Here is a 16,830-nt window from a genome sequence, read left to right as displayed (position 1 = left end):
GTCAAAGCCCTTCGACCGGCTTCAGCCCCGCCGGGTTGCCCTCACCATCAAGCGTGATCGCCGCGACCTTTTCCTCGGCTTCCTTCAGCTTGGCCTCGCAGCGTTTCTTCAACTCGGCGCCGCGCTCGTAAAGCTTGATCGATTCGTCCAGCGCCACGTCGCCCCGCTCCAGCTGGCCTACGACCTGCTCCAGCTCGGCCATGGCCTCCTCGAAACTCATTTCGGAAACTGGGCGGTCACTCATGTCATCCTCCGATCATTCGCCGCGCCACCTTACCCGCGCCGAACCGCGGGTTCAATTCGGATGAAGTCCCGAAGCGCCCAGCCCAAGCGGCTTTCACGAGCATCATCGACACGGGCATGGCCCGGACGCTGGCCCACATGGCACGCCGCGCGTGCTGCCTTGGGCAAGGCGCGAGTTCGCTGTCGCTGCCGGTGCGATCGGCGCTTTCTTCCAAAACTTCACCCTGACCGATGACGAGGTCCGGGCCTTTCCGACCTACCCCGTCGCGTTCGAGACCCTGACCAAGTTCAAGAACCGCAGATAAGCGACAACCGCATCGCCCACGCGCTCGACATGTCCAAAGCCCTCTTTCAGAACCTACGACAGATCACGTAGGCCGCGTGCCTGCCCGCGCTGCACGGGTTACCCCGCCATCAATCCTGCCACATGTGTCGCCACGCTCTCGCTCAGTGCATCGAGATCATAACCGCCTTCCAGCACCGATACGATCCGGCCGCCACAATGTTTGTCAGCCAGCGCGCAGATCTCTTCGGTCAGCCAGGTGAAATCCTCGGTTTCCCAGTTGAGGTTGGCCAGCGGGTCCTCGGCATGGGCATCGAACCCGGCAGAAATCAGGATCATCTCCGGTTCGAACGAGTCGACCCGGGGAAAGACCTGCCGCTGATACGCGTCCCGCATCTCGGCCCCGCCCGTCCCGGGCGCAAGCGGCACGTTCAGCACATTGTCATGCGCACCGCGCTCGCTCGGGTCACCCGTGCCGGGCCAGAGCGGCATCTGCTGCGACGTCGCGAAAAACGCCCGCGCCTCGTTCCACAACAGATCCTGCGTCCCGTTGCCGTGATGCACGTCGAAATCGATCACAGCCACGCGGCTCATCCCGTGCCCATCCAGCGCGTGTTTGGCTGCAATAGAGACATTTCCGAACAGACAGAACCCCATCGGCTTCGCCGTCTCGGCATGGTGCCCCGGAGGACGGGTCGCCACAAACGCGTTCCTGACCTCGCCCGCCACCACCGCGTCCACCGCGGCCACTGCGCCGCCGACGGCCCGCCGCGCCGCCTGATACGATCCCTCGCTCATCCAGGTATCGGCATCGAGCTGCCCGGCGCCGTTAGTGGCAATCGCGTCGAGATAGGCCCTGGGATGGCAACGCAATATATCTGCCTCGTCGCAAAGCGGCGCTTCGCGCCTGTCCAACCCCTCGATTCGCGCCAGTGCCGCCTCTATGTATTTCAGCCGCGCCACCTGCTCGGGATGGCCCGGCGGAGTGACGTGGTTCAGACAGTCGGGATGTGTGATCAAAAGCGTCGTCATGGCCTCAACAAACGCCATTCGCGTGCAGGAGACAAGGCGCAATTGGCGGCATCCGCCGGTCTGATCTCCATCCCGCTTTCCCTATTTCCGGAACATTTCCCTGAATTCTGGGCCGGGCTGGATTCAGCCCGGTTCCCCTTTCAGCGCATCTTTCAGCTCATACAGCGCCCGCAGTGCCTCGCGGGGGGTCATCTCGTCGGGATGAATCGTCTCTAACATGGCCTCAATCGCGCTTTCTTTCTCGGCCGCCGGGGTTGAAGCCTGCACTGCCGTGGCCGAAAACAGCGGCAGATCGTCGATCAGCACCTTCGGGTTCGCCGCCCCCTCGCGCTCCCCTTTTTCCAGCGCCTCCAGTACCACCTTGGCCCGCGCCACCACCGCCGGCGGGAGCCCGGCCAGTTTCGCCACCTGCACGCCGTACGACCGGTCCGCGGCGCCTTGTCTGACTTCGTGCAGGAAGATCACTTCGCCCTCCCACTCCTTCACCGTCACGGTGGCGTTCTCCACCCGCTCCAGTTTCACCGACAGCGAGGTCATCTCGTGGTAATGCGTCGCGAACAAGGCCCGGCAGCGGTTCACATCGTGCAGATGCTCCAGCGTCGCCCAGGCAATCGACAGCCCGTCCCACGTCGCCGTGCCCCGCCCGATTTCGTCCAGGATCACCAGCGCATGATCGTCCGCCTGGTTGAGAATCGCCGCTGTCTCGACCATTTCCACCATGAACGTCGACCGTCCCCGCGCCAGGTCATCGCTCGCACCGACGCGGGAAAACAGCTGGCTGACCATCCCGATCTCGGCCCGTGTCGCGGGCACATAGGATCCCATCTGCGCCAGCACCGCGATCAGCGCGTTCTGTCTCAGGAAGGTCGATTTACCGGCCATGTTCGGCCCGGTCAGCAGCCAGATATCCTCGCCGTCCCCCAGCGCGCAGTCATTAGCGACAAACGGCTCGCCGCTGGCTTTCAGCGCCTGTTCCACCACCGGATGCCGCCCGCCCTCGATAATCAGCTTGCGGCTTTCGTCCACCTTCGGCCGACACCAGTTCTCGCCCCGCGCCAGATCGGCGAGGCCGGCGGCCAGATCGAGCTCGGCCAGCCCCCGCGCCGCCGCGTAAAGCTTGTCCGAAACGTCCAGGATCGAGCTGCTCAAGCCGGAATAGAGCCGCTTTTCGATCTCGATCGCCCGCCCCCCGGCGTTCAGGATCCTGGTCTCCATCTCGCTCAGCGGAACGGTTGTAAACCGCACCTGATTGGCCGTCGTCTGGCGATGCTTGAACGTGTCCGAAAGCGGCTCCGACAGCATCTTGTCGGCATGGGTCGCCGTCACTTCGACGAAATAGCCCAGCACGTTGTTGTGCTTGATCTTCAAGCTCTGGATCCCGGTCTGCGCTTGGTATTCGGCCTGCATGCCCGCAATCACCCCGCGGCCTTCGTCGCGCAGCCGACGGCATTCATCCAGTTCCAAGTCGAACCCTTCGGCAATGAACCCGCCATCCCGCGCCAGCAAGGGCGGTTCGGCCACCAGCGCCTGGTCCAGCAGGTTCAGCAGCTCGCCATGCCCACGCAGGCTTTGCACGGCTTCGGCCAAGAGCGCCGGAAGGCCCATTTCGCCCAGTGCGCTGGCAATCGCATCCGCCTGTGTCAACGCATTGCGCACCGCTGTCAGATCCCGTGGCCCGCCGCGTTCCAACCCCAACCGCGACAGGGCGCGGTCAAGATCGGGAACGCGTCGCAGGTCTTCACGCAAATCCGCCGAAATTCGACCCTGTTCCAGCGCAAAGGCCACCGCATCCAGTCGATCCTGCACCACCTCCGACACGCGTGACGGGCTCGACAACCGACGCTCCAACAGCCGCGCCCCACCCGCCGTGACCGTCCTGTCAATCGTCGCCAGCAACGATCCCTGCCGCTTGCCCGACAAGGATCGAGTCAGCTCCAGGTTTGCCCGCGTCGCGGCGTCGATCTGCATGACACGCGCCTCCGCCTCGCGCATCGGCGCCCGCAGGATCGGCAGCTTGCCCTTCTGGGTGATCTCCAACCATTCGACGATCGCCCCCATCGCCGACAACTCGGCCCGTGAAAACTGTCCGAACGCTTCCAGCGCCTCGACCCCGAACAGCGCTTTCAGCCGCGTTTCGGCCGAAGCGGAATCGAACGCCGACCGCGCCAGCGTCGTCATCGACGCCCCCGATTCTGTCACTGTTTCTGCCAGATCCGCCTCTTTCGATTCGGAAACCACCACTTCCGAGGGCCCGAGCCGTGCCAGTTCCGGCCCCAGTCGGACCGGCGACAAGGGCAGCACATGAAACGCCCCGGTCGAGATATCGACCCAGGCCAGCGCCGCCGCATCCCTCACCTCGGCATAGGCACACAGAAAATTGTGCCGCCGCGCCTCCAGAAGCGATTCCTCGGTCAGCGTGCCCGGCGTCACCAGCCGCACCACGTCGCGCTTCACCACCGCCTTTGAACCGCGCTTCTTGGCCTCGGCCGGATCTTCCAACTGTTCGCACACCGCCACGCGGAACCCCTTGCGGATCAGCGTCAGCAGATACCCTTCCGCCGAATGCACCGGCACGCCGCACATCGGAATGTCCTCGCCCAGGTGTTTGCCGCGCTTGGTCAGCGCGATATCCAACGCTTCGCTCGCCGCCACCGCATCGTCGAAGAACAGCTCATAGAAATCGCCCATCCGGTAGAACAGCAAGGCCCCCGGATAGCCGGCCTTGATCTCCAGGAATTGCGCCATCATCGGCGTCACGGCAGATTTGCCAGATGTCACGAAAGCCCCCCGGTTTTCATATCCCCGCGACCTTACAAACCCCGCCCGCGGCGCGAAAGACCTTCTTTCGGTTGAGCGGAGAGCGCGCCCCATGTATGACGCCCTGACTCCACGCAAGGTAGACCGATGTCCAAGACCAAGTTCACCCGCGAAGACGCGCTGCAGTTCCATCTCGAACCGACCCCTGGCAAGTGGGAAGTTCAGGCCACCGTGCCGATGAACACCCAGCGCGACCTCAGCCTCGCCTATTCCCCCGGCGTCGCGGTGCCTTGTGAGGAAATCGCGGCCAATCCCGACCTGGTCTACGACTACACCAACAAGGGCAACCTGGTGGCCGTGATCTCCAACGGTACTGCCGTTCTCGGCCTCGGCAATCTCGGTGCCATGGGCTCCAAGCCGGTGATGGAAGGCAAATCGGTGCTGTTCAAACGCTTCGCCGACGTCAACTCGATCGATATCGAGCTCGATACCGAAGACCCCGACGCCTTCATCCAGGCCGTCCGCCTGATGGCCCCCACCTTCGGCGGCATCAACCTCGAGGACATCAAGGCGCCCGAATGCTTCATCATCGAGCAGACGCTGAAAGAGCAGCTCGATATTCCCGTCTTCCACGATGACCAGCACGGCACCGCCGTGATCTGCGCCGCCGGACTGATCAACGCCCTGCACCTTTCCGGCAAAAAGATCGAGGATTGCAAAATAGTCCTCAACGGCGCCGGCGCCGCCGGGATCGCCTGTATCGAACTCCTGAAACGCATGGGCGCGCGGCATGAAAACTGCATCGTCTGTGACACCAAGGGCGTGATTTTCCAGGGCCGCGAATCCGGCATGAACCAGTGGAAATCGGCCCATGCGGTAAAGACCGACCTGCGCACTCTGGAAGACGCCATGACCGGCGCCGACGTGTTCCTTGGCGTTTCGGCAAAGGGGGCGGTGACTCCCGAAATGGTCGCGTCGATGAACGACAACCCGGTCATCTTCGCCATGGCCAATCCCGACCCCGAGATTACGCCGGAAGAGGCGCACGAGGTGCGCGAAGACGCCATCGTCGCGACCGGGCGCTCGGACTACCCCAACCAGGTCAATAACGTTCTGGGTTTCCCCTATCTCTTCCGCGGCGCTCTGGACATCCATGCCCGCGCCATCAATGACGAGATGAAGATCGCCTGCGCCGAAGCCCTGGCCGCCCTGGCGCGCGAAGACGTGCCCGACGAAGTCGGCATGGCTTATGGAAAGAAACTGTCTTTCGGTCGCGACTACATCATCCCGACCCCGTTCGACCCGCGCCTCATCTACACGATTCCGCCCGCCGTCGCGCAGGCCGGCATGGACACTGGCGCCGCCCGCCGCCCGATTATCGACATGGAGGCCTACCAGCTCAATCTCAAGAGCCGGATGGACCCGACGGCCAGCATCCTGCGCAGCCTCAACACCCGCGCCCGCGCGGCACAGGCGACGATGATCTTTGCCGAGGGTGACGACCCGCGCGTGCTGCGCGCTGCCGTCCAATACCAGCGCGCCGGCATGGGCAAGGCGCTTGTCGTCGGCCGCGAAACGGATGTCAAAGCCAAGCTCTCGGCCGAGGGGCTTGCCGACGCGGTGCCCGAGCTTGAGGTCGTGAACGCCGCCAACACGACGTATCTGACCGCATACAAGGAATTCCTCTACAGCCGGCTGCAGCGCAAAGGCTTCGACCGGCACGACATTCATCGCCTGGCCGCGCGCGATCGGCACGTGTTTTCGGCTCTGATGCTGGCCCACGGCCACGGCGACGCTCTGGTCACCGGGGCAACCCGGAAATCGGCGCATGTGATGGATTTGATCAACCACGTCTTCGACGCCGATGCCGAGCACGGCGCCGTCGGCGTCACCGCCGTGCTGCACAAAGGCCGGATCGTGCTGATCGCCGACACGCTGGTGCATGAATGGCCCGACGAGGAAGATCTCGCCAATATCGCCGAACGTTCGGCCGACGTGGCCCGCCACCTCGGGCTCGAACCGCGAGTTGCTTTCGTCAGCTTCTCGACTTTCGGATATCCCAGGTCGGAACGGGCCGAGAAAATGCATCTCGCGCCCAACGTGCTCGACCAACGCAGGGTCGATTTCGAATATGATGGCGAAATGACAGTCGATGTGGCGTTGAACGCCACGGCTCAGGCCAACTATCCCTTTTCCCGGCTGTCGGGTCCGGCCAACATTCTCGTCGTCCCCGCGCGGCACTCGGCGTCGATCTCTGTCAAGCTGATGCAAGAGATGGCCGGCGCCACGGTGATCGGGCCGATTCTCGCCGGTGTGGACAAGTCGATCCAGATTTGCTCGTCTAACTCAACCGTGAACGATATCCTCAACATGGCGGTGCTGGCCGCATGTAAAGTCGGGTAGAGTGGGCAATCCGCCCAATCTCGCTCCGAAGCAAGAAAAGGGCGGCCAATGACCATCTTCAATCTCGGTTCGATCAACGTCGACCATTTCTATTCTGTGCCGCACCTGCCCACACCCGGCGAAACCCTGCCTGCCACCACCTATTCCACCGGACTTGGCGGCAAGGGCGCCAACCAGTCGGTGGCTGCCGCACTGGCCGGGGCGCCCGTGATCCATATCGGTTCCGTCGGTCCCGACGGTGCGCCGATGGTGGCCCGGATGCGCGCCTTCGGCGTCGACTGCGCCCATGTCAGCCAGGTCGACACACCCACGGCACACGCCATCATCAACGTCGATCCGGCGGGCGAAAACGCCATCGTCATTTTTTCGGGTGCAAATCAGGAACAGTCTCTAACTCACCTTGAATCTGCCATTTCCGCCGCCAGCCAGGGCGATATGCTGATGCTGCAGAACGAAACCGATCTTCAGCTCGAAGCGGCCAGGCTGGCGCGTGCTGCGGGATTGTTCGTGATCTACTCCGCCGCCCCTTTTTCGGCCGCTGCGGTCGAGGCCGTTATGCCGCATGTCGACCTTCTGGTGATGAACGCCGTCGAGGCCGGTCAACTCACCAAGGCGCTGCGCTGCGGGCTGACCGACCTGCCGGTGCCGCATCTGCTGATCACCAAGGGGGCAGACGGCTCCACCTGGCACGATCTGCAACGCGGCCGCGATCTCGATGTCGCCGCCTTCCGGGTCACGCCGGTCGACACCACCGGCGCGGGCGACTGTTTCATCGGCTATGTGGCCGCCGGCCTGAACGAAGGCCTGAGTCCCGAAAAAGCCATGCGCCTTGGCGCCGCCGCCTCGGCGATCCAGGTCACCCGTCCCGGCACCGCCGACGCCATCCCGGCCCGCCACGAGGTCGATGCCTTTCTGAACGCACAAGGCTGACCCGTCTATTCATCTTTCCGAAATACTCTGAGGGTGTAGGGGCACAGCCTCAACGGTCCGGTCACCCGGCAAACGCCGCCGCGTTCCCCCACAACTGGCGCACCCGCGCATCGCGACCGCAGGACCTGCGATAGAACTTGTAGGCTGACGACTGTTTCTTCGACCCGGCCCGTGTCAGGACGATCTTGGATCCCTTGTAGTAGTCCTGGTGGTAATCCTCGGCCAAATAGAACGGCTTGGCTGCCAGCACCGGCGTCACGACTTTCTGCTCCAGCGCTGCCTGTGCCTCTGCTTTCACCTTCTCGGCCAGTGCCTTTTCCGCCGCGTTAGAGACGAATATCGCCGTGCGATAGCTCTTCCCGCGGTCACAGAACTGGCCGCTAGGGTCGGTCGGATCCACCGAGCGGAAGAACAGTTGCAACAGACGTTCCCGGCTCACCCGCCCGGCATCGAAGGTGATCTTAACCGCCTCGTAATGCCCGGTACCGCCGCGCGTCACCTGCTTGTAGGTCGGGTTCTTGACATGTCCGCCGGTATAGCCTGACACCGCCGAAATCACCCCCGGCACTTTCTCGAAATTCTCCTCGACGCACCAGAAACAGCCTCCCGCCACGACCAGCGTCTCTCGCGGTCCGGCCATCGCCCGGCTGCATTGCATCAGCAGCGCCACCACGATCAGCACGCTCAGCGCCAACGGTTTGAAGTCTTTTGTCGTCACCATGGCAATGTCCTCTTGACATCAGCATGCGTGCCGGGCCGTGCCGGGCCAATCCCATAAAACCAGATTTCACGGACAGGTGAGGGTGTGTGACCCCTTGGCATCGTTCCAAAACTCGCTAGCGTGCAGAACATAGGAGGGGCTCATGCAAGATCATGTCACCACACACCAGGCCGAGGAAGACGTCCGCAACGAGGAAATCCTGATCTGGCTGAACGGCCGGCTCGTCCCCAAGGTGCAGGCTATGGTGTCGGTCTATGACAGCGGCTTTATGCTCGGAGACGGCGTGTGGGAGGGATTGCGGCTCTATGACGGCAGCTGGGCCTTTCTGGACGAGCACATGGACCGCCTGTTCGAGGCCGCCAAGGCCATCGATCTCGACATCGGCATGAGCCGCGACCAGGTGATTTCTGCTTTATTAGAGACGCAAGAAACCAATGGCATGCAGACCGACGCCCATGCCCGGCTGATGGTGACACGGGGCGTGAAAACCCGCCCCTTCCAGCACCCTGCACTCAGCCGGCAGGGCCCCACCGTCACCATCATCATGGAACATTCCCGCCCCACGATCCCGCGCCCGATCCGTCTCGCCACCGTTCCGCATATTCGTGGCATGCCGATGAGCCAGGATCCAAAGCTCAACTCGCATTCCAAGCTCAACTGCATCCTCGCCTGCATCGCCGCCGAAAAGGCCGGCGCCGACGAGGCGCTGATGCTCGACGTGCATGGCTTCGTGAACACCACCAACGCCTGCAACTTCTTCATCGTCCGCAAGGGCGAGGTCTGGACCAGCACGGGCGACTATTGCATGAACGGCATCACCCGCCAGAAGGTCATCGACCTGTGCCGCGAAAACGGCATCCCGGTTTACCAGCGCAACTATTCTCTGGTCGACACCTACGGCGCCGACGAGGCTTTTCTCACCGGCACGTTCGGCGCCCAGACCCCGGTGGGAGAGATTGACGGGCGACAAATCGGAACAGGTGAAATCGGCCCGATGACCGAACGCCTCCGTGGGCTCTACAAGGCCCTGATCCAGCGCGATCCTGCCGGACCGACCCCGTAGGGTGCGCTTTCGACGCTCCATCCCCAAAGAAAGGTCCCACGATATGCGCATCGCCATGTGGTCTGGCCCCCGCAACCTGTCGACCGCGATGATGTACTCCTTTGGGGCGCGGCCCGATTTTGCCGTGGTCGATGAACCCTTCTACGCCGCCTATCTGAAATTGACCGGTCTCAACCACCCGATGCGCGACGAGATCCTGGCCTCGCAACCCACCGACCCCGATCTGGTGGCCAAGGCTATAGTAGGCCCTATTTCCGCCCAAAAGCCGCATTTCTATCAGAAGCACATGACCCAGCACATGATCCCCGGCATCCCCCGCGACTGGATGACCGAAGTCGTGAATGTTTTCCTGATCCGTCACCCGGCTCGGGTGGTCGCCAGTTTCGGGGCCAAGTACGACAACCCGACGCTCACCGACATCGGCTTTCTGCAACAGGCCGAACTTTACGACGAGGTGACCGTTGCCGGCGGCAACCCCGTGGTGATCGACAGCTCCGACATCCGCCGTAATCCCGAGGTCATGCTTCGCCGTCTTTGCCATGCCATCGGTCTCGGCTTTGATACGGCAATGCTGGCCTGGCCTGTGGGAGGCCATGCGCAAGACGGCGTTTGGGCCGCGCATTGGTACGGCGCGGTTCACGCCTCGACCGGCTTTGCCCCGGCCGAAGGCCCGCTGCCCACGCTCACGCCGGATCGCGCCGAATTGGCCGCCCAGGCGATGCCATCCTACGAAAAACTCGCCGCGGTGAAGCTTTAACCCGGTATTAACCGCGGGCGCATCGTTAAGCCGGTGAATCAGGCGTTTGGCGCCATACAGGTTGCCAGCCAGCGTGCCAGCCAGGCTGCCATACACCGGATTCCACCTTCTGATTCGCCGTTAACCAACGGCGGAAACCTGCCGGTTACTTGCCCTTCATCCGCCGGTCACGCATCGCCAGCAGCCGCAGCCGCAGCGCGTTGAGCTTGATGAAACCGGCCGCGTCCTTCTGGTCATAGGCGCCTGCATCGTCCTCGAAGGTCACGTGCTCTTCCGAATAAAGCGAATGCTCCGACCAGCGGCCGACCGTCCGGGCCAAGCCCTTGAAAAGTTTCAGCCGTACTGTGCCGGTAACATGCTCCTGGCTCTTGTCGATCAATGCCTGCAGCATTTCGCGCTCGGGCGAATACCAAAAACCATTATAGATCAGCTCGGCATATTGCGGCATGATCTGATCCTTCAGATGCATCGCCCCACGATCCATGGTGATGCTTTCGATGCCGCGATGCGCCTCCAGCAGGATGGTCCCGCCCGGCGTTTCATAGATGCCGCGCGATTTCATCCCCACGAAGCGTCCCTCGACCAGATCAAGCCGCCCGACGCCATGTTTTCGGCCATATTCGTTGAGTGATGTCAGAAGGTTAGCCGGGCTCAATGCCTCGCCGTTGATGCTGACGGCATCGCCTTTCTCGAAGCCGACCTCAATGAATTCCGCCTCATTTGGCGCATCCTCGGGATGCACCGTGCGCTGGTAGACATAGTCCGGCGCATCGACCGCCGGATCCTCCAAAACCTTGCCCTCGGACGAGGTGTGCAGCAGGTTGGCATCGACCGAGAACGGCGCCTCACCGCGCTTGTCCTTGGCAATGGGAATCTGGTTTTTCTCGGCGAAATCGATCAGCTTGGTGCGGCTCGTCAGATCCCACTCCCGCCAGGGCGCGATGACCTTGATGTCGGGGTTGAGCGCATAGGCCGCCAGTTCGAACCGCACCTGGTCATTACCCTTGCCGGTGGCGCCATGCGCCACGGCATCGGCGCCGGTTTCTTCGGCGATCTCGATCAGGCGCTTGGAAATCAAGGGCCGCGCAATCGACGTGCCGAGAAGATAGAGCCCCTCGTACTGGGCATTGGCCCGGAACATCGGGAACACGAAGTCGCGTACGAACTCTTCGCGAATGTCCTCGATGTAGATATTTTCCGGTTTGATCCCAAGCAGTTCCGCCTTCTTGCGCGCCGGGTCCAGCTCTTCGCCCTGGCCTAGGTCGGCGGTGAAGGTCACCACCTCGCAGCCATATTCCGTCTGCAGCCATTTCAGGATGATCGACGTATCAAGGCCCCCGGAATAGGCCAGCACAACTTTCTTCGGCGCGGACATCGCTGTTCCCCTCGGTTTTGTCAGGGGCGCGATATAAGGTTTTGTGTCGCAGGGCAAGGTGCGGGGCTTGCGCGGGCAGGCCGCTTTGTTGCACTCAGTCAGGTCATGAGCTTCGTGCAAGATTTCCATACCCGTGCCCGCGCCGCCGAACGCGCCATGCGTCAGGTGTTCCCCGACACGCCGCTGCAACGCAACGTTCACCTTTCCGAAAGGTTTGGCTGCGATATCTGGCTCAAGCGCGAGGATTTGACACCTGTGCGGTCTTACAAGCTGCGCGGCGCCTTCAACGCGATGCGCAAGGTGCTGGATCAGGCCCCGGCGTCGAAACTGTTCGTCTGCGCCTCGGCCGGCAATCACGCGCAGGGCGTGGCCTATATGTGCCAGTATTTTGGCGTTCACGGCGTGATCTTCATGCCGGTGACCACGCCGCAGCAGAAGGTGCAGAAGACCCGGATCTTCGGCGGTGATGCGGTCGAGATCCGGCTGGTCGGCGACTATTTCGACGATACCCTGTCCGAAGCGCAGCGCTTCTGTGCTGCCGAGGGCGGGCATTTTCTTGCACCGTTCGATGACGACGACGTGATCGAAGGCCAGGCCTCGGTCGCGGTCGAGATCGCCGACCAGATGAGCGGCGCGCCTGACCATATCATCCTGCCGGTGGGCGGCGGCGGATTATCGGCCGGCGTGGTGCAGTATTTCGGCGATGCGGTCGACTACAGCTTCGTCGAGCCCCTTGGCGGCACCAGCCTCGCCGCCGCGGTCGCCGCGGGCGAACCTGTAACGCTGGGCAAGGTCGACAGTTTCGTCGATGGCGCGGCGGTGGCGCGGATCGGGGCACATCCGTTCGAGGCTCTGAAAAACATCGATTCCGCAAAGATTTACGCGGCGCCCGAGGATCGCATCTGCGTCACCATGCTGGAAATGCTGAATGTCGAGGGTATCGTTCTCGAACCCGCCGGCGCCCTGGCGGTCGACGCGCTGGTCGACGTCGCCGACAGGATCAAGGGCAAACAGGTGGTCTGTATCACCTCGGGCGGCAACTTCGATTTCGAACGCCTGCCAGAGGTCAAGGAACGGGCTCAGCGCTTCTCGGGCGTGAAAAAGTATTTTATCCTGCGCCTGCCGCAGCGTCCCGGTGCGCTCAAGGAGTTCCTCAGCATACTCGGGCCGGATGATGACATTGCGCGCTTCGAATACCTCAAGAAATCGGCCCGAAACTTCGGCTCGGTCCTGATCGGGATCGAAACCTCGGCACCATCGAATTTTCAGGAACTGTTCCAGCGGCTTGACGCCGCCGGGTTCGTTTACCGCGACATAACCAGTGACGAGACTCTGGCTGAGTTCCTGATCTGACCCCATGGCTCATGCGGCCAGCCTGTCCTTCAGGTCTGCCAGGAACGTCGCTTTCGACTGGTCGTAAGTTGTGATCACTTCGGCAAGGTCGATCTCGTCATGATCACCCGACGCCGCGGCGACCTCGCCGGAGGCGCACAGTGTGGAGAACGCCTCGAACCCGAGATTGAGGGCGCTGCCTTTCAGAAAGTGCAGACAGCATTCCCATTTTTCCTGCGGCAACCCGGCCCGCAGTTGTGTCATCGCCTCATCAACCTCTTCCAGAAACAGATCTACCACTTCCGCGAAATCCTCTTCACCGATCTCTTCGCGAAGCTCGATCACCTTGTCCCAATCAATCATGTCGCCACGCCTCCGTCCTGACCAAGCCCGGCCAGGGTAGTGGCCGCGTGTTAACACGGCCTTTCGCAAGTCCGTATTCTGTGAGTTTTCAGGCTGAATTTTAACTTTCATGGCTTCTTAAACCGCCTCGGATAATGGCTGAACCCTGCGCGCGGCCAACCCGAGGAAACGACCACACCCAATGAAACACGCCCCTCAGACACCACGGCAAAACGACCTCAGCAATCTCGCCAGACATGTGGCGGAACGGGTGGTGCTCTTGGTTGATGACAGTCGCCTGCAACGCAAGATCCTGCAAGCGTCCCTGACACGATGGGGCTATCGCGTGCTTGAAGCCTCATCGGGGCAAGAGGCGTTGCGTATCTGCGAGCAGGCTCACCCCGATATGGTGATCAGCGACTGGATGATGCCCGGAATGGACGGGTTGACCTTCTGCAAAGCCTTCCGCGCAATGAAACGCGACCGATACGGCTATTTCATCCTGTTGACCTCAAAAAGCGAGAAGGACGAGGTTGCCAAGGGTCTCGATAACGGGGCCGACGATTTCCTGACCAAACCGGTGAACCCAGCCGAGCTGCGTGCGCGTTTAACCGCTGGGGAGCGTATCCTCAGCATGGAACGCGAGTTGACCGAGAAAAACCGCTTGATCAAGACCACGCTGGAGAAACTTCAATCTCTATACGAGTCGATCGACAGTGATCTGATCGAGGCCAAGAAGCTGCAGCAGTCCCTGCTGCGTGAACGGCACCGCGATTTCGGCACGGCCGAGGTTTCTCTCATGCTGCAGTCCAGTGGCCATGTCGGCGGGGATCTGGTCGGGTTCTTCCCCGTGGGCGACAGCCGAGTTGGTCTGTTCGCCATCGATGTTTCCGGTCACGGGATCAGTTCTGCCCTGATGACAGCGCGGCTGGCGGGGTATCTGTCCTCGACCTCGCCGGAACAGAACATCGCCATCGAAGAGGCGCCGGGCGGCGGCCACCGCCTGCTGGCACCGGCCCGGGTCATCGAGCACCTGAACCAGTTGGTGCTCGACGAGATGGAGACCGAACATTACTTCACCCTGCTTTTGGCCGATGTGGACCTGACCACGGGCCGGGTCCGCATGGCACAGGCCGGGCACCCTCACCCGCTGGTCCAGCGGCGCGACGGCACAATCACTCAGACCGGCCCGGGTGGACTGCCGGTCGGCTTGATTGGCGGCGCACAATACGAGGCGTTCGAAACCTTTCTGGCGCCCGGCGACCGTTTGATGATCTTCTCCGACGGGATCATCGAATGCCCCTCCGTTGACGGCGACTTGCTTGGAGAGGACGGGCTCGAGACGATCATGCGAGAACTGGCGGATGTGTCAGGCCCCGTGCTTCTAGAGACACTGATCTGGAGGCTGTCCCACTATGCCGAAGACGGCGATTTTCCCGATGATGTCTCCGCCATCCTGCTGGAGTTTCACGCTCCCTTGGCATAGCGCATTGCGAAAGCCCGGTCGCCGGCATTGGCCAGAAAATGGGCCGCCGCACGCGCCTCGGTCCAGATCGCCTGATGGTCCGGTTCGACTGGCGGTCCAAGCTGCAGCACCGGCCGGGCAATGTAAATTTCGCATAGCTTCTCGGCCCAAAGGTCGTATTCAGGCATGTAGGTAAAACGCCGGAAGGCCCCCAGGCGCCGTGGCGTGGCGATCTTCCAGCCGGTTTCCTCGTAGACCTCGCGATGCAATGCCTGAACCGGCGATTCGCCCGGATCTATCCCGCCGCCCGGCAGTTGGAACTCCTCGAACGGCGCCGCCTGGAAGGTCAGCAGAACGTCTCCGTCACGTGGCAAAACAGCATAAACCCCGCGCCGGAGCACATGGCGCTGTCCTTCTTTCGGCGGTGTCCCGTATCTCTTGATCATAACCCCTCGTGGCCCCAACCCTTGCGCCGGCCCTTGCCGTGCCTATGTCATCGCGGTATGCCGAAACCCCGGCGCAGATAGGGTATCCCATGACACTCGGACAGAAAATCGCTTGGGACGACACCGTCCTACCGTTTCAGCTCGACAAGTCGGACATGCGTGGCCGCGTGGCCCGGCTCGACGGTGTGCTCGGTGGCATCCTGCGCCAGCACGACTATCCCGCGCCGGTTGAGGCGCTGGTGGCCGAGATGGTGCTGCTGACCGCGCTGATCGGCCAGACGGTCAAGCTGCGGTGGAAGCTTTCGCTTCAGGTTCAGTCCAAGGGCCCGGTGCGGATGATCGCCACCGATTATTTCGCCCCCGACGAGGAAGGCCGCTCGGCCCGCATCCGCGCCTATGCCAGCTTCGATCCCGACCGGATCACCGACGGCCCCCCCTTTGAACAGGTGGGCGAAGGCTATTTTGCGATCCTGATCGACCAGGGGAAGGGCATGCAGCCCTATCAGGGAATCACGCCGCTGGCCGGCGGCTCGCTCGCTGCGTGCGCCGAAGCCTATTTTGCCCAGTCCGAACAGCTGCCTACCCGGTTCTCGCTGGGGTTCGGCAAGTCGTCACAACCCGGCGTCGCCGAACACTGGCGCGCTGGCGGCATCATGCTTCAGCACATGCCCAAGGCCTCGCTCCACGCCAAGTCCGGCGAAGGGTCCGGTGACGGTGGGCTGCTGCAGGCGGACGATCTGCTCGATGGCGACGAAGGTGAAAACTGGAACCGGGTAAACATCCTGCTCGACACGGTCGAGCACATGGAGCTGATCGGCCCGGTCGTGCCGCCAACCGACCTGCTGGTGCGGCTCTTCCATGAAGAGGGACCGCGCGTGTTCGACGCCCAGCCGGTGCGCTTCGGCTGCACCTGCTCGGAAGAGCGCGTGCGCCAGAGCCTGTCGATCTACTCGGCCCGCGACATCGAAAAGATGACCACCGAGGGCGGCCGTGTCACCGCCGATTGCCAATTCTGCGGCGCGCACTACGATCTCGATCCCAAAACCGTCGGCTTCGAGGCGGAAGAAAGCGGGAACAGTGGCGACTGACCCTTTTGAGCCCCTGCGCGCAGCCCTGTCGAGATCCGGCGGCGCGTCCTCCGATTTCGACCTCAACCCCGATACGGTGCTGCCTCCGGGTCGGAAACTGCGCCCGGCGGGGGTTTTGGTGCCGTTCATCGAGAGGAACGGCGCGCTTGAGGTGATCCTGACCAAGCGAGCCTCGGGCCTGAAACACCATCCGGGCCAGATCGCCTTTCCGGGCGGCAAACAGGACGAAGGCGACAGTGATGTCACCGCTGCCGCCCTGCGCGAGGCGCGGGAAGAGATCGGCCTACCGCCGGAGAACGTCGACCTGCTTGGCACGCTGCCCAGCCACGAAACCGTCACCGGCTTTACCGTCACGCCAGTCCTGGGTCGTGTCCTTGCAGCTTTCGATCCGATCCCGGAGCCGGGTGAGGTTGACGAGGTGTTCCGCGTACCCTTGGCCCATGTCACCGATCCGGCGCGGTTCCGAGTCGAGTCGCGGCGTTGGCTGGGGCAGCGGCGGTACTACTACACGGTGCCCTTCGGCCCCTATTACATCTGGGGTGCGACCGCGCGGATCCTGCGCGGTCTGGCGGAACGGATGAGGGGCTAAGCGT

At 62.6% G+C, this 16,830-nt stretch carries 15 protein-coding genes; 8 read left to right on the top strand and 7 right to left on the bottom strand.

The annotated features are described in order from the left end of the window. Position 1: 1 nt before the first annotated feature. From NO357_RS10885 to mutS, 3 genes are all read right to left on the bottom strand, one after another. Positions 2-244, bottom strand: a complete 243-nt coding sequence (locus NO357_RS10885) for an exodeoxyribonuclease VII small subunit (RefSeq protein WP_306735699.1) — start codon at positions 242-244, stop codon at positions 2-4. A gap of 402 nt (positions 245-646) precedes the next feature. Further along, entirely contained in the window at positions 647-1,558 is a 912-nt protein-coding gene (locus NO357_RS10880) for a histone deacetylase family protein (protein WP_306735698.1), read from the bottom strand. Between the two features lie 123 nt (positions 1,559-1,681). Further along, positions 1,682-4,306 carry a DNA mismatch repair protein MutS gene (gene mutS / locus NO357_RS10875; protein WP_306736177.1) on the bottom strand — a complete coding sequence of 875 codons (2,625 nt, stop codon included), beginning with the start codon at positions 4,304-4,306 and terminating at the stop codon, positions 1,682-1,684. 156 nt (positions 4,307-4,462) lie between these two features. Here mutS and NO357_RS10870 point away from each other — a divergent pair, with 156 nt between their 5' ends. Together NO357_RS10870 and NO357_RS10865 are read left to right on the top strand one after the other, a co-directional pair. After that, on the top strand, positions 4,463-6,718 hold the full coding sequence (locus NO357_RS10870) for an NADP-dependent malic enzyme (protein ID WP_306735697.1): 2,256 nt from the start codon (positions 4,463-4,465) through the stop codon (positions 6,716-6,718). Between the two features lie 48 nt (positions 6,719-6,766). Next, positions 6,767-7,648, top strand: coding sequence for a ribokinase (locus tag NO357_RS10865; RefSeq protein WP_306735696.1), 882 nt, complete (start codon positions 6,767-6,769; stop codon positions 7,646-7,648). A gap of 61 nt (positions 7,649-7,709) precedes the next feature. Here the strand turns inward: NO357_RS10865 and msrA are convergent, their stop codons facing one another. Then, positions 7,710-8,369, bottom strand: coding sequence for a peptide-methionine (S)-S-oxide reductase MsrA (msrA, locus tag NO357_RS10860; RefSeq protein WP_306735695.1), 660 nt, complete (start codon positions 8,367-8,369; stop codon positions 7,710-7,712). Positions 8,370-8,511: 142 nt separating this feature from the next. Between msrA and NO357_RS10855 the strand changes: the two genes are divergently transcribed. Together NO357_RS10855 and NO357_RS10850 are read left to right on the top strand one after the other, a co-directional pair. After that, a complete protein-coding gene (locus tag NO357_RS10855; RefSeq protein ID WP_306735694.1) occupies positions 8,512-9,432 on the top strand; it encodes a D-amino acid aminotransferase in 921 nt (306 codons plus the stop codon). A 43-nt stretch (positions 9,433-9,475) separates the two neighbouring features. After that, positions 9,476-10,189: a sulfotransferase-like domain-containing protein gene (locus NO357_RS10850; RefSeq protein ID WP_306735693.1), complete on the top strand. Its 714-nt coding sequence runs from the start codon at positions 9,476-9,478 to the stop codon at positions 10,187-10,189. A gap of 145 nt (positions 10,190-10,334) precedes the next feature. Here NO357_RS10850 and NO357_RS10845 read toward each other — a convergent pair whose 3' ends face one another. Continuing rightward, the gene (locus NO357_RS10845; protein WP_306735692.1) at positions 10,335-11,564 is read right to left on the bottom strand and encodes an argininosuccinate synthase; all 1,230 of its coding nucleotides are present in this window, start codon (positions 11,562-11,564) and stop codon (positions 10,335-10,337) included. 114 nt (positions 11,565-11,678) lie between these two features. Here NO357_RS10845 and ilvA point away from each other — a divergent pair, with 114 nt between their 5' ends. Further along, a complete protein-coding gene (gene ilvA, locus NO357_RS10840) occupies positions 11,679-12,917 on the top strand; it encodes a threonine ammonia-lyase IlvA (RefSeq protein ID WP_306736176.1) in 1,239 nt (412 codons plus the stop codon). A gap of 9 nt (positions 12,918-12,926) precedes the next feature. Here the strand turns inward: ilvA and NO357_RS10835 are convergent, their stop codons facing one another. Beyond that, positions 12,927-13,259: an Hpt domain-containing protein gene (locus tag NO357_RS10835; protein ID WP_306735691.1), complete on the bottom strand. Its 333-nt coding sequence runs from the start codon at positions 13,257-13,259 to the stop codon at positions 12,927-12,929. 181 nt (positions 13,260-13,440) lie between these two features. On the opposite strand from NO357_RS10835, the gene NO357_RS10830 reads away from it, so the two are divergent. Beyond that, positions 13,441-14,724 carry a PP2C family protein-serine/threonine phosphatase gene (locus NO357_RS10830; protein ID WP_306735690.1) on the top strand — a complete coding sequence of 428 codons (1,284 nt, stop codon included), beginning with the start codon at positions 13,441-13,443 and terminating at the stop codon, positions 14,722-14,724. On the opposite strand, the gene NO357_RS10825 is transcribed toward NO357_RS10830, so the two are convergent. Beyond that, complete coding sequence (locus NO357_RS10825) at positions 14,706-15,149, bottom strand: NUDIX domain-containing protein (RefSeq protein WP_306735689.1); 444 nt, start codon at positions 15,147-15,149, stop codon at positions 14,706-14,708. The two genes, NO357_RS10830 and NO357_RS10825, sit on opposite strands and share 19 nt — an antisense overlap. A gap of 89 nt (positions 15,150-15,238) precedes the next feature. Here NO357_RS10825 and hslO point away from each other — a divergent pair, with 89 nt between their 5' ends. Then, on the top strand, positions 15,239-16,237 hold the full coding sequence (gene hslO / locus NO357_RS10820; RefSeq protein ID WP_306735688.1) for an Hsp33 family molecular chaperone HslO: 999 nt from the start codon (positions 15,239-15,241) through the stop codon (positions 16,235-16,237). Further along, positions 16,227-16,826, top strand: coding sequence for a CoA pyrophosphatase (locus tag NO357_RS10815; protein WP_306735687.1), 600 nt, complete (start codon positions 16,227-16,229; stop codon positions 16,824-16,826). Before hslO ends, NO357_RS10815 begins: the two co-directional genes overlap by 11 nt. Positions 16,827-16,830: the final 4 nt, after the last annotated feature.

Origin of the sequence: Marimonas arenosa, from assembly GCF_030848945.1 — a bacterium.
In the GTDB taxonomy this organism is placed as follows: domain Bacteria; phylum Pseudomonadota; class Alphaproteobacteria; order Rhodobacterales; family Rhodobacteraceae; genus Marimonas; species Marimonas arenosa.
The sequence above is the reverse complement of the archived record's forward strand: the minus strand, read 5'-3'. Positions and strand labels throughout refer to the sequence as shown.

Coding starts and splice junctions, on each gene's coding strand:
- NO357_RS10885 (WP_306735699.1), bottom strand. CDS start 244: ATGAGTGACCGCCCAGTTTCCGAAATGAGTTTCGAGGAGGCCATGGCC.
- NO357_RS10880 (WP_306735698.1), bottom strand. CDS start 1,558: ATGACGACGCTTTTGATCACACATCCCGACTGTCTGAACCACGTCACT.
- mutS (WP_306736177.1), bottom strand. CDS start 4,306: ATGATGGCGCAATTCCTGGAGATCAAGGCCGGCTATCCGGGGGCCTTG.
- NO357_RS10870 (WP_306735697.1), top strand. CDS start 4,463: ATGTCCAAGACCAAGTTCACCCGCGAAGACGCGCTGCAGTTCCATCTC.
- NO357_RS10865 (WP_306735696.1), top strand. CDS start 6,767: ATGACCATCTTCAATCTCGGTTCGATCAACGTCGACCATTTCTATTCT.
- msrA (WP_306735695.1), bottom strand. CDS start 8,369: ATGGTGACGACAAAAGACTTCAAACCGTTGGCGCTGAGCGTGCTGATC.
- NO357_RS10855 (WP_306735694.1), top strand. CDS start 8,512: ATGCAAGATCATGTCACCACACACCAGGCCGAGGAAGACGTCCGCAAC.
- NO357_RS10850 (WP_306735693.1), top strand. CDS start 9,476: ATGCGCATCGCCATGTGGTCTGGCCCCCGCAACCTGTCGACCGCGATG.
- NO357_RS10845 (WP_306735692.1), bottom strand. CDS start 11,564: ATGTCCGCGCCGAAGAAAGTTGTGCTGGCCTATTCCGGGGGCCTTGAT.
- NO357_RS10835 (WP_306735691.1), bottom strand. CDS start 13,259: ATGATTGATTGGGACAAGGTGATCGAGCTTCGCGAAGAGATCGGTGAA.
- NO357_RS10830 (WP_306735690.1), top strand. CDS start 13,441: ATGAAACACGCCCCTCAGACACCACGGCAAAACGACCTCAGCAATCTC.
- NO357_RS10825 (WP_306735689.1), bottom strand. CDS start 15,149: ATGATCAAGAGATACGGGACACCGCCGAAAGAAGGACAGCGCCATGTG.
- hslO (WP_306735688.1), top strand. CDS start 15,239: ATGACACTCGGACAGAAAATCGCTTGGGACGACACCGTCCTACCGTTT.